The sequence below is a fragment of the Streptomyces sp. NBC_01390 genome (genome assembly GCF_045040105.1).
Lineage (GTDB): Bacteria > Actinomycetota > Actinomycetes > Streptomycetales > Streptomycetaceae > Streptomyces.
In genome coordinates this window covers 4,586,537-4,599,188 of the sequence record NZ_CP109551.1, presented here as the reverse complement: position 1 = coordinate 4,599,188, position 12,652 = coordinate 4,586,537, and the positions used below count along the sequence as shown (strand labels likewise).

Genomic DNA, 12,652 nt, shown 5'->3' with positions numbered 1-12,652 from the left:
ATGAAATCCCCTTCCGTCCGTGTTGGTGCTTACCGGCGGAGTGCGGAATCGCGGATCTACGAAGGGCGCCGGAGTGGCAGAGCAGCGGGGGCGTAAGCCGGGACACGAACCGGAACCCGAAACGGCACCGGTACCGGCATCGGCACAGGTGACGGCCCAGGTACCGGCGCCGGGATGGGCCCGGCGGCTCGTCGGATACGCCTGGCGGTATCCGAAGGACGTCGTGCTCTCGCTCGGCTCGTCCCTCGGCGGTATGGCCCTCATGGCGCTGGTCCCGCTGATCACCAAGGTGATCATCGACGACGTGATCGGCGACAAGACAAGGTCCATGGCGCCCTGGGCGGGCGCGCTCGTCGTGGCCGCCGCGCTCGTCTACGTCCTCACCTACATCCGCCGCTACTACGGCGGCCGGCTCGCCCTCGACGTCCAGCACGACCTGCGGACGGAGATGTTCGAGACGATCACCCGGCTCGACGGGCGCCGCCAGGACGCGCTGTCGACCGGGCAGATCGTCGGACGGGCCACCAGCGACCTCCAGCTGATCCAGAGCCTCTTCTACATGCTCCCGATGACCCTCGGGAACGTGGTGCTCTTCGTGATCTCCCTGGCGATCATGGCCTGGCTGTCCATCCCGCTCACCCTGGTCGCCCTCGCCGTCGCCCCCGCCCTCTGGATCGTCGCCAAGCGCAGCCGTACGAAGCTCCACCCGGCCACCTGGTACGCGCAGGCCCAGGCCGCCGCCGTCGCCGGTGTCGTGGACGGGGCCGTGACCGGCGTACGCGTGGTGAAGGGGTTCGGGCAGGAGGACCAGGAGACCGGGAAGCTCAGGGAGGTCGGGCGGCGGCTCTTCGCGGGGCGGCTGCGGACCATCCGGTTCAACTCCGTCTACACCCCGGCCCTTCAGGCGGTGCCCGTGCTCGGGCAGGTCGCCATGCTCGCCGTGGGCGGCTGGCTGGCCGTGGGCGGACACATCACGCTCGGTACGTTCGTCGCCTTCTCCACCTATCTCGCCCAGCTCGTCGGACCCGTGCGCATGCTCGCCATGGTGCTGACCGTCGGACAGCAGGCGCGGGCCGGTACCGAGCGTGTCCTCGAGCTCATCGACACCAAGCCGTCCATGGCCGACGGGCACAAGGACCTGCCCGCCGACGCCCCGGCCACCGTCGAGTTCGACGACGTGTCGTTCGGGTACGACCCCGAGCACCCCGTCCTCGACGGGCTCAGCTTCGAGATCCGGCCCGGCGAGACCCTCGCCGTCGTCGGCTCCTCCGGCTCCGGAAAGTCGACCGTCTCGCTCCTCCTGCCGCGCTTCTACGACGTGACACGCGGTGCGGTCCTCATCGGCGGGCACGACGTCCGCGAGCTGACCCACGACTCGCTGCGGGCCGCGATCGGGCTGGTCCCCGAGGACTCGTTCCTCTTCTCCGACACCGTCCGCAACAACATCGCGTACGGCCGACCGGACGCCACCGACGAACAGATCCTCACCGCCGCGCGCGCCGCCCAGGCGGACCGTTTCATCGCCGAGCTGCCGAACGGCTACGACACCAAGGTCGGCGAGCACGGCCTCACCCTCTCCGGCGGCCAGCGTCAGCGCGTCGCCCTCGCCCGCGCGATCCTCACCGACCCCCGGCTCCTCGTCCTCGACGACGCCACCTCCGCCGTGGACGCGCGCGTCGAGCACGAGATCCACGAGGCCCTGGGGCAGGTCATGCAGGGCCGGACGACCCTCCTCATCGCCCACCGCCGCTCCACCCTCGGCCTCGCCGACCGCATCGCCGTCCTCGACGGCGGACGCCTCGCCGACCTCGGCACCCACGACGAACTCCAGGCCCGCAGCGCCCTGTACCGGCGGCTGCTGACCGACCCGGACGAGCTGGGCGGCGTCTCACCCGGCCGCGCCCTGCCCACCCTCGCGCCCGAGGACACCTCCGTACGGGAGGAGCTGGACGCCGAGTTCGACGCCGAGCGCGGAGTCACGCCGAGGCTGTGGAACGGCGACCGCGACCCCAAGGACACCGCGTTCGACGGGATGCCGGCCACGCCCGAACTCCTCGCCCAGGTCGAGGCGTTGCCCCCGGCCGCCGACACCCCGGGCATCGACGAGGCACGCGCGGTCAGGCCCGAGGAGTCGTACGGGCTGAAGCGGCTGCTGCGCGGCTTCGGGAGGCCGCTGCTGGTGAGCCTCGCGCTGGTCGCCGTGGACGCCGGGATGGGGCTGCTGCTGCCGATCCTGATCCGGCACGGCATCGACTCGGGTGTCTCCCAACTCGCCCTGGGTGCCGTGTGGGTGGCCGCCGGGCTCGCGCTGGTGTCCGTCGTCGTCCAGTGGGCGGCGCAGATCGGCGAGATGCGGATGACCGGCCGTACCGGCGAACGCGTGCTGTACGCACTCCGGTTGAAGATCTTCGCCCAGCTGCAGCGCCTCGGACTCGACTACTACGAACGGGAGTTGACCGGGCGGATCATGACCCGGATGACGACCGACGTCGACGCCCTCTCCACGTTCCTGCAGACCGGGCTGGTCACCGCGTTCGTCTCCGTCGTCACCTTCTTCGGCATCATGGTCGCCCTGTTGGTGCTCGACGTACAGCTCGCGCTCGTCGTGTTCGTCACCATCCCGGTGCTGGTCGTCGGCACGTTCTACTTCCGCCGGGCGAGCGTGAAGGCGTACGAACTCGCCCGTGAGCGCGTGTCGTCGGTCAACGCAGACCTCCAGGAGTCGGTGTCCGGGCTGCGGATCGTGCAGGCCTTCCGGGGCGAGCGGACAGGTGCCGAGCGGTTCGCGCAGGGCAGCGACAGCTACCGCCAGGCGCGCGTGCGGGGGCAGTGGCTGATCTCCGTGTACTTCCCCTTCGTACAGCTGCTGGCCTCGGTCGCGGCGGCGGCGGTGCTGGTCGTGGGCGCGGGGCGGATCGACGACGGGACGCTGACGACCGGTGCGCTGGTCGCCTACCTCCTCTACATCGACCTGTTCTTCGCTCCCGTGCAGCAGCTCTCGCAGGTCTTCGACGGCTACCAGCAGGCGACCGTCTCGCTGGGCAGGATCCAGGAACTCCTCCAGGAGCGGACCTCGACGGAGGCCGCCGAGGAGCCGATGGAGGTCATCTCCCTGCGGGGCGACATCGCCTTCGAGGGCGTGGACTTCGCATACGGGTCCGGCGACGACGCCGAAGAGGCCCTGAGCGGCGTCCGGTTGACGATTCCGGCCGGGCAGACCGTCGCCTTCGTCGGCGAGACGGGCGCCGGCAAGTCGACGCTCGTGAAGCTGGTCGCCCGCTTCTACGACCCGACCGGCGGCCGGGTCACCGTCGACGGCACCGATCTGCGTGCCCTCGACATCACCTCGTACCGGCATCGCCTCGGGGTCGTGCCGCAGGAGGCGTATCTGTTCCAGGGGACCGTGCGGGACGCCATCGCGTACGGGCGGCCGGACGCCACCGACGCCCAGGTGGAGGCGGCGGCCCGGGCGGTCGGGGCGCACGACATGATCGCCACGCTGGAGGGCGGCTACCTGCACGAGGTCGCCGAGCGCGGACGCAACCTCTCGGCGGGCCAGCGCCAGCTGATCGCGCTGGCCCGCGCCGAGCTGGTCGACCCGGACATCCTGCTCCTCGACGAGGCGACCGCCGCCCTGGACCTGGCCACCGAGGCCCAGGTCAACCAGGCGACCGACCGTCTCGCAGGCCGCCGTACGACCCTCGTGGTCGCCCACCGCCTCACCACCGCCGCCCGCGCCGACCGGGTCGTCCTGATGGACCACGGTCGGGTCGCGGAGGACGGCACCCACGAGGAACTGCTCCAACTCGACGGCCAGTACGCCGAGTTGTGGCGCACGTTCGTGGGCGCGGCGGAGCCCGAGGAGCCGGTCACGTCTTCATCCCGCTGAGTGAACGCGCCCCAAAGGGGCGCGGGGAACTGCGCGGCCAGCCACGGACGGCCCGCAGCCGAACACCGCACTTCCCGCAGAGCGTCTAGCGCAACCGTTCGACAGGTGCCGTGCGTCCGTACATCAGTACGGACGCACGGCTAAGGTCGTCGGTGGCAGCTGGAGGGGGAGACGGTGAGTGGTGGTTCGGTACGGAGGCGGGTGGCGCTCGGTCTGGCCGTGCTGACCGCGTCCGGGATGCTCTCCCTCGCGAGCCCGGCCGCGGCCGAGGCGGCCTCCGCCGCCTCCACCTCAGCCTCCTCCGAGGTCTCCGCGTGCTCCGGCCGCAAGGCGCGGACCCTGACCTTCTCCACCGGCGTCGTGAACATCTACCGGCGCAACGGCTACGTCTGCGCGGTGACCGTGCCCAAGCGGGCGGGCGCCCGTCAGTGGATGTCGGTGAGCGTACGGGCGCGGGGCGGACGGCCGGTCGTCGACGAGGGACTGTTCTCGAAGCGGGCCGGACCGGTGACCGTGCACGCGGGACGGCGGCAGGTGTGGATCAAGGGGGCGGTAGGGCGAGGATCGGTCAGTTCTGGCTGGATCCGGTGTTGAGCCCGGTGTTGAGCCTCGTCACGGACCCTATGCACTGACCCACTGCCCGAGGGATTTCCCTATCGCCCCTGGTGCGCCGCCCAGTTGCTCCGATAGCTTCCGGCGCACAGATGTCTCACAGGGGAGGGTGCATGCGCAAGGCGCTCAGATGGCTGCTCGCGCTCGCCGTGCTCATAGGCACGTTGAGTACGGCGGGAGCGGCGACCGCCGCTCAGCCGGAGGCCACCAGCACCACGCGAACGACCAGCAGTGCGGACATCAAGGACCAGCTCCTCGCGATCCCGGGCATGAGCCTGATCCAGGAGAAGCCGTACACCGGCTACCGGTACTTCGTCCTCAACTACACCCAGCCGATCGACCACCGGCACCCGTCCAAGGGCACGTTCCAGCAGCGGATCACCGTCCTGCACAAGGACGTCGCGCGGCCGACGGTCTTCTTCACCAGCGGGTACTTCGTCAACACGAACCCGAGTCGCAGTGAGCCGACGCGGATCGTCGACGGCAACCAGGTCTCCCTGGAGTACCGCTTCTTCACTCCGTCCAGGCCCGACCCGGCCAACTGGTCGAAGCTGGACATCTGGCAGGCGGCCAGCGACCAGCACCGCGTCTTCACGGCGCTGAAGAAGATCTACACCAAGAAGTGGCTGTCCACGGGCGGTTCGAAGGGCGGCATGACCGCCACGTACTACGAGCGCTTCTACCACCGCGACATGGACGGCGTCATCGCGTACGTCGCCCCCAACGACGTGGTGAACAACGAGGACTCGGCCTACGACCGGTTCTTCGCGAGCGTCGGCACCAAGGAGTGCCGCGACCGGCTGAACGCCGTACAGCGCGAGGCGCTCGTCCGCCGGGAGCCGCTGGAGAAGAAGTACGCGGAGGTCGCCGCCACCGAGGGCTACACCTTCGACACCATCGGCAGCCTCGACCGGGCGTACGAGGCCGTCGTCCTCGACTACGTCTGGGGCTTCTGGCAGTACAGCCTGCTCGCCGACTGCGAGTCCATCCCGGCGGACGCGAAGAACGCGGCCGACGACGACATCTGGACCTCGATCGACACGATCTCCGGGTTCTCCGCCTACACCGACCAGGGCCTGGAGCCGTACACGCCGTACTACTACCAGGCGGGCACCCAACTCGGCGCGCCCAACATCAAGTTCCCGCACATCGAGAAGAAGTACATCCGCTACGGCTACCAGCCGCCGCGCAACTTCGTCCCCCGGGACATCCCGATGAAGTTCCAGTCGTGGGCGATGCGTGACGTCGACAACTGGATCCAGCGCCGCGCCCAGCACATGCTGTTCGTGTACGGGCAGAACGACCCGTGGGGCGCCGAGCGGTTCCGTCTCGGCAAGGGCGCGAAGGACTCGTACGTCTTCGCCGCTCCCGGCCTGAACCACGGCGCGAACGTCGCGGGTCTGGTCCCCGAGCAGAAGGCGCTCGCCACGGCCCGCATCCTGGAGTGGGCCGGCGTCGCGACGACCGCCGTCCAGTCGAACCCGTCGGTGGCCAGGCCGCTGGCGACGTACGACGCACGGCTCGACAAGCGGAACATCGAGCGCGAGCCCACACTGCGCCCGTAGCCACCTGAGGCTGCCTGCTCAGACGGGCTGCTCACGCGGGTTGTTCAGACCGTCACGACGGCCGACCGGTTCACATTCCGGTCGGCCGTTCTGGCATTCACCGGCGGTGTGTGTAGTCCCGCCCCCACGGAATCCGTCATACCGGTTTCGCGCATCCCACCGGCCGCTCCCCGCCCAGCTGCACGTAAAGGGCGGTGGAGGTCGGGCAGTTGAAGCGTTTGGTGACGGCCTCGGTCACCCGGTACTCCGGCTTCTTCTCGCCCTTCCCGTCGCACGCCGTCTCGCGCACCTCTCCGCGCCCGGCGCTGTACACGCAGTCGCCGACGATCGTGCGCGGGCCTCCGCCGCCGCCGGGGTCGCCGGGGTGCGGAGCCTGGAGGTTGCGCATACAGGCGTAGCCCTGGGGGACGGCCCCGTCGCCGTCCTCGTCGGCGGCGGGTCGCTGTTCGCTGATGTGCAGCACGAAGTCGGTGGTCGCCGGGCACGTCGGACCCTCGGTCACCGTGCCGTCGTACCGGGCCACGACCCGGGCCGCTGCGCGCTCGCTGGTGCAGGGCACCTCGGTGAAGCTGGTGGTGCCGAAGGAGCTGCACTCGTCGATGGAGAGGAAGACGGTGCCGTAGCCGGTGGGCCGGGGCGACACCGGCCGCTGGCCGACCACCGTGCCGGCGGCGGCCCCGGAGGCACCCGCCGACGAGCCGCCCACCGCCCCCTTCCCGTCCTCCGCCGAACCGCCCGACGACAGTTGGCAGCCGGTCGCCGTGAACACCGCGACCAGCATCAGCAGCACGCAGGCGAGCACCCGCACGCACGCCACCGCACCGGATCCCGCAGACCCCACAGGCCCCACGGATCGTTTTCCGTACATCGCATCCCCCAGAGTTCCCCCGCCCAGCCTGGCCCGCGACGCCAGGGATACGCCGGAAGTTCAGCGGATTTGCGCCTATTGGGGGTGGTGCGCCGGTTGTGCGACGTACGCCGTGTACGCCTCCCTACCTCCTGCTCCTAGTACGACAGTCCGTGACCGATCGGATACAGCACGCTCGTCGGATCGTCCGCGCGCAGCACCGGTACCGGCAGCTTTCCGCGCGGCCGGACCCGCCCCGCGATCACCCGCGCGGCGGCCCGGAGTTCGACGTCGGTCCAGGAGTAGGTGGCCAAGTAGGCCTGTACATCCGGAAGTTGGGCCACGTCGTAGGGGTTGCGGACGGCGACGCACACCACGGGCCGTCCGGTGGCGAGGAGTTGGGCGACGAGGGTCCGCTGGCTGCTTGCGCCGCTGAGGTTGTACGTCCCGACCACCACCGCGTCCACCTCCCCGGCGGCGGCGACCGCCCGGGCGATGACGGCGGCCGAGGGGGCGGTGCCGGTCGACAACGCGGTTGCGGTGAAGCCCAGTTCGGTGAGAGCGGCGGCCAGCACGGAGGTGGGCGGCCCGGTGGTACCGGACGGCGAGGCGGGATCGGCCCCGACGACGAGCACCCGCTTGTGGGTCACCCGGGAAAGAGGCAGCAGCTTCCCCTCGTTGACGAGCAGGGTGGTGGTCCGCTCGGCGATCCGGTCGGCGGCCAGAAGATGGCCACGGACACCGACCGCACGGTCGACCCCGTCATGGGTGACGTACGGCCGGTCCAGCAGCCCGAGCCGGTTCTTGAGCCGGAGGATGCGCAGGACGGACGTGTCGAGCCGCTCCTCGGTCAACTCCCCCTGCCGTACTGCCTCGAGGACGGCGTTCCAGGCGATGTCGATCGACGGCGGGTTGAGCAGCTGGTCGACCCCGGCCTTCAGCGCGAGCACCGGAACACGGTCGTCGCCGTACTTCTCCCGTACGCCCTGCATGCCCAGCGAGTCGGTGACCACGACCCCGTCGTAACCGAGTTGCCCGCGCAGGATGCCGGTGAGGATCGGGTGGGAGAGCGTGGCGGGGTCGCCGGAGTCGTCGAGGGCCGGGACCATGATGTGCGCGGTCATGATCGAGTCGATGCCGGCGCGGATCGCGGCACGGAAGGGCGGCGCGTCGACGGTGTTCCACTGCTCGCGCGTGTGCTCGATGACCGGGAAGCCGTAGTGGCTGTCGACGGCGGTGTCCCCGTGCCCCGGGAAATGCTTTGCGGTGGCGGCGACGGAGGACCGCTGGTACCCCATGACCTGTGCGGCGACCAGCCCGGCGACGGCCTTCGGGTCGGCGCCGAACGACCGTACGCCGATCACCGGATTGGCGGGGTTGACGTTCACGTCGGCCACCGGCGCGTAGTCCTGGCGGATACCGAGGGCGCGCAGCTCGGCGCCGCTGATCCGGCCGGCGGTACGCGCGTCGGTGCGGGAGCCGTTCGCGCCGAGGGCCATGGCCCCGGGGAGGAGGGTGGCGGGTCTGCCGACGCGGGCGACGATCCCGTGCTCCTGGTCGGTGGAGATGAGAACCGGCAGACCGCGGCTGAGCGAGAGGGAGGCCTTCTGGATGCCGTTGCTGAGGTCGGCGATCTGATGCGGGTCCCGGGTGTTGTGCGCCCAGGTGAAGTAGATGATCCCGCCGACCCGGTACCTGGCGACGAGCTCGGCCGCCGTCCGTACGCCGATCTCGGCGAGGTTGGCGTCGATGTCGGCCTGGTCGGGCGCGGTGGCGGAGTGCCCGTAGACCCGCATGACGAACAGCTGGCCGACCTTCTCCTCCAGGGTCATGCCGGAGACGATCCGGCGCAGGCGCGCGTCACTGTCGTACGAGTGCGCCTCACCCCCGAGAGCGAGCGCGGCGCCGGTGCCGGCGGTCGCGGCGAGGAGGGCGCGTCTGGAAGGGCGGGTACTGATCCCGTTCTGTTCAGCTGGGTCGCGCACGAAGGCGCTCCTTCCCTCGTGAAGGAAACTTCCGAGAAGTCACGAATAACCGGGAAGTTTCTTCCAGTCAAGGGTGCGCACGCTAACGCGAGATGGCCGATTGTCCCCGTAAAGGCCCCGGAAAGGGGCCGTCACCGGCGCATCGGAGGGGGCGCGCCGGTGACGGCGGGCTGCCGGCCGCAGGCGGTTCGGAGAGGGTGCGTCAGCGTTCGCAGCCAGCAGCGAGGCCGACACCGCGCAGCGGTGACTCATCCGGCAGTCGTGTCGGTTGGACGGGGCGGGGCGGCGACGGGTTCCCGGATCGTGGCCGATTCCGCGAAGTCGGTGTGGGAGTGGGTGGAGGGGCGGGTGTGAGGGCTGCGCACGGATACCCGCACGTCGGCGCCCCGACACGCGCAATCACGTCAACTATCTTATTTTCCAAGCCAGTTGCGGGATGATCCCAGTATTGCCCTGCGTCTCTCACGGCAGCCGCGCCTGTCGAGGGACCGGCCAGGGGGAAGCCGAGACACAGGAGGCGCGAGATGGCCACGAAGTCAGGACCACAGCGATACCCCGGCGCCAGCCGGGCGAACTGGTACCAGGACGATCACCCGGGCGACCCGATGCAGGTCGACGTCGTCGTCCTGCACACCACCGAGGGGCGCACCCTGCCCACGTACAGCGGTGGCTCGATAGCGCCCAACCTGACGGCGGTGCCGGACTTCACCGCGAAGAAGCTGAAGTGGTACCAGCACTTCGACATAGAGACCTCGTCCCGGGCCCTCGCCAACCAGCGGGGCGGCGTCGAGACCAACACGCTCAACGTCACCCAGGTCGAACTGGTCGGCACCTGCGACCCCAAGACCCACAAGAAGTGGACGGCGGAGGGCCACGCGCACATCTACTGGCCCGACGCCCCCGACTGGGCGCTCAAGTCGGTCGCGCGGTTCCTGGCCTGGATGCACGAGGAGCACGGCGTGCCGCTGGCCGGCCCGAAGTCCTGGCCGGCCTACCCGACCTCGTACGGCGACGGCGGCGGCCAGCGGCTGTCGTTCACCGACTGGAAGGCGTTCAAGGGCGTGTGCGGCCACATGCACGTCCCGGAGAACGACCACGGCGACCCGGGCGCGATCGACTTCGCCACGCTTGTCAAGTACGCCAAGGCCGAGCTGGACGTGGACGACTCCACCGACGAGCACACCCCGCCGCAGAGCACACCCAAGCCGAAGGTGCCCGCCTACCCGGGCCGCAAGTACTTCAAGGAGGGCGCCGTCAACCCACACGTCCTCAAGCTCGGCAAGCAACTCGTCAAGCGAGGCTTCGGCGACCACTACAAGGTCGGCCCGAGCCGCAGCTGGGGAGAGGCCGACCGCCTCAACGTCCGCGACTTCCAGAAGTCCCAGAAGGACCTACGCGGCGACGCAGACGGCTACCCGGGCCCCCTGACCTGGCGCCTACTGTTCTCCTGACCTTATGGGGGGGGCCGCTGCCAAAGGCAGCGCCCCCCTTAAGGGGCGCGAGGAACTGCGCGACAAGCCACAACGGCGCCGCAGCGCACCGAAAACCCTGCCCCGGTAAGGGGCGCGAGGAACTGCGCGACAAGCCACAACGGCGCCGCAGCTCACCGACAACCCCTGGCTCCACCTCCGGAGGAAAACGCACCGTTCATGGTCCATTTCGCGGACGTTCCGGCGCCCGCGGCGCGGAGCGGGCGAGCATAGGGACATGGCCGTCGTAGAGATTCCCGGTTCAAAGTCCATCACCGCGCGCGCCCTCTTCCTCGCCGCGGCAGCCGACGGGGTCACCACCCTCGTACGCCCCCTGCGCTCGGACGACTCGGAAGGCTTCGCCGAGGGCCTGGTCGGCCTCGGCTACCGGGTCGGACGGACCCCCGGCGCCTGGCAGATCGACGGCCGCCCCCAGGGCCCGGCGGCCACCGAGGCCGATATCCACTGCCGCGACGGCGCCACGACCGCCCGCTTCCTCCCGACCCTCGCCGCCACCGGCCACGGCACCTACCGCTTCGACGCCTCTCCCCAGATGCGCCGCCGCCCCCTCGCCCCCCTCACCCGCGCCCTGCGCGACCTGGGCGTGGACCTGCGGCACGAGGAGGCGGAGGGGCACCACCCGCTGACCGTCGAGGCGGCGGGCGTGGAGGGTGGAAACGTCACCCTCGACGCCGGGCAGTCCTCCCAGTACCTCACCGCGCTGCTCCTCCTGGGCCCCCTGACCCGCAAGGGCCTGCGCATCCACGTCACCGACCTCGTCTCGGCCCCCTACGTGGACATCACCATGGCGATGATGCGGGAGTTCGGGGCGGAGGTACGTCAGGACGGCGACGTCTTCGTGGTCCCGCCCGGCGGCTACCGGGCCACCACCTACGCCATCGAGCCCGACGCCTCGACTTCCAGCTACTTCTTCGCGGCAGCGGCCCTCACCGGCGGCGAGGTGACGGTCCCGGGCCTCGGCACCGGCGCGCTCCAGGGCGACCTGGCCTTCGTCGACGTACTGCGCCGGATGGGCGCCCGGGTGGAGATCGCCGAGGACCGCACGACGGTCACCGGAACCGGTGAACTCCGGGGCCTGACAGTCAACATGAGGGACATCTCCGACACCATGCCCACCCTGGCGGCGCTCGCCCCCTTCGCCTCCGGCCCCGTACGCATCGAGGACGTGGCCAACACACGCGTGAAGGAGTGCGACCGCCTGGAAGCCTGCGCGGAGAACCTCCGACGGCTGGGGGTACGGGTGGAGACGGGCGAGGACTGGATCGAGATCCACCCCGGCGCGCCCGGTACGGCCCTCACCCCGGGCACGGACATCAAGTCGTACGGCGACCACCGCATCGTCATGTCCTTCGCGGTGACCGGCCTGCGCGCACCCGGGATCACCTTCGACGACCCGGGGTGCGTACGCAAGACGTTCCCCGGGTTCCACGAGGCGTTCGGAGAGCTGAGGCAACTGCTCCGCTAGGCCGACTCGTTGAGGAGCCGGGCGAGGTGCTCGCGGCCGGCGCTCAGCAGGCCCTCCAGGGGTTCGGCGGCCTCGTACCACCGCTTCTCGTACTCCCAGCACAGCCAGCCGTCCCAGCTGTGCCGGGTGAGGACCTCGACGCACTCGGCGAGCGGCAGAACGCCGGCGCCCAGGGCGACCGGGGTGGTGTCCTCGGCCGAGGCGATGTCCTTGACCTGCACGTATCCGAGGTGCGGGGCGAGGGCCAGATAGCTGTCCGTCGGCTGCTCGCCGCCGAGCCAGGTGTGCATGACGTCCCAGAGCGCGCCCGCCTGACGGTGACCGACGGGGCCCAGGACGCGGATCGCGTCGGCGCCGGTGCGGTGCGAGTCGTGGGTCTCCAGCAGGATGCGTACGCCGATGTCGGCCGCGTACTCGGCGGCGCTGCCGAGCCTCCGGGCCGCCGTCGCGTCGGCCTCCTCGGGGCTCTGGTCGGTGCCGCCGCCGGGGAAGACGCGCACGAAGGGGGACCCGAGGTCGCGGGCCAGCTCGAGCAGCGCCCGCAGCTCGGTGAGCACGGGTTCGTCGTCGCCGGGGGCCGCGACCCGCACGTACCCGGCGAGACCCAGGAGCTCGACGCCGGACGCCTTGAACTCGGCGGCCACATCGGCCCGTTCGGCGAGGGTGAGACCGAGGTGGACGGGCTCTTCGGGGTGCGTGCGCAGTTCGACGCCGTGGTAGCCGTGGGTGGTCGCGAGCCGCAGGACCTCGGGGAGGGGGAGACCGGGCACGCCGAGGGTGGAGAACGCCAGTTTCATAC

8 protein-coding genes are annotated in these 12,652 nt (G+C 70.5%); 5 read left to right on the top strand and 3 right to left on the bottom strand.

Annotation, left to right across the window (positions count from 1 at the left end; all coding sequences use genetic code 11):
• Positions 1-148: 148 nt before the first annotated feature.
• The 3 genes from OG241_RS20465 to OG241_RS20455 all read left to right on the top strand — a co-directional run bounded on the left by OG241_RS20465 (position 149) and on the right by OG241_RS20455 (position 6,066).
• On the top strand, positions 149-3,889 hold the full coding sequence (locus tag OG241_RS20465) for an ABC transporter ATP-binding protein (protein ID WP_405816979.1): 3,741 nt from the start codon (positions 149-151) through the stop codon (positions 3,887-3,889).
• Between the two features lie 174 nt (positions 3,890-4,063).
• Entirely contained in the window at positions 4,064-4,483 is a 420-nt protein-coding gene (locus OG241_RS20460; protein WP_405816978.1) for a hypothetical protein, read from the top strand.
• A 131-nt stretch (positions 4,484-4,614) separates the two neighbouring features.
• Positions 4,615-6,066 (top strand): aminopeptidase, encoded by a 1,452-nt coding sequence (locus OG241_RS20455; RefSeq protein WP_405816977.1) that lies wholly within the window; start codon positions 4,615-4,617, stop codon positions 6,064-6,066.
• A gap of 136 nt (positions 6,067-6,202) precedes the next feature.
• Here OG241_RS20455 and OG241_RS20450 read toward each other — a convergent pair whose 3' ends face one another.
• Together OG241_RS20450 and OG241_RS20445 are read right to left on the bottom strand one after the other, a co-directional pair.
• Positions 6,203-6,883, bottom strand: coding sequence for a hypothetical protein (locus OG241_RS20450; RefSeq protein WP_405816976.1), 681 nt, complete (start codon positions 6,881-6,883; stop codon positions 6,203-6,205).
• Positions 6,884-7,071: 188 nt separating this feature from the next.
• Entirely contained in the window at positions 7,072-8,898 is a 1,827-nt protein-coding gene (locus OG241_RS20445; protein ID WP_405816975.1) for a glycoside hydrolase family 3 protein, read from the bottom strand.
• Between the two features lie 524 nt (positions 8,899-9,422).
• Here OG241_RS20445 and OG241_RS20440 point away from each other — a divergent pair.
• The gene (locus OG241_RS20440; RefSeq protein WP_405816974.1) at positions 9,423-10,349 is read left to right on the top strand and encodes a peptidoglycan-binding protein; all 927 of its coding nucleotides are present in this window, start codon (positions 9,423-9,425) and stop codon (positions 10,347-10,349) included.
• 256 nt (positions 10,350-10,605) lie between these two features.
• Positions 10,606-11,853, top strand: a complete 1,248-nt coding sequence (gene aroA / locus OG241_RS20435) for a 3-phosphoshikimate 1-carboxyvinyltransferase (protein WP_405816973.1) — start codon at positions 10,606-10,608, stop codon at positions 11,851-11,853.
• Here the strand turns inward: aroA and OG241_RS20430 are convergent.
• On the bottom strand, positions 11,850-12,650 hold the full coding sequence (locus tag OG241_RS20430) for a sugar phosphate isomerase/epimerase family protein (protein WP_405816972.1): 801 nt from the start codon (positions 12,648-12,650) through the stop codon (positions 11,850-11,852). The genes aroA and OG241_RS20430 overlap by 4 nt on opposite strands.
• Positions 12,651-12,652 lie beyond the last annotated feature (2 nt).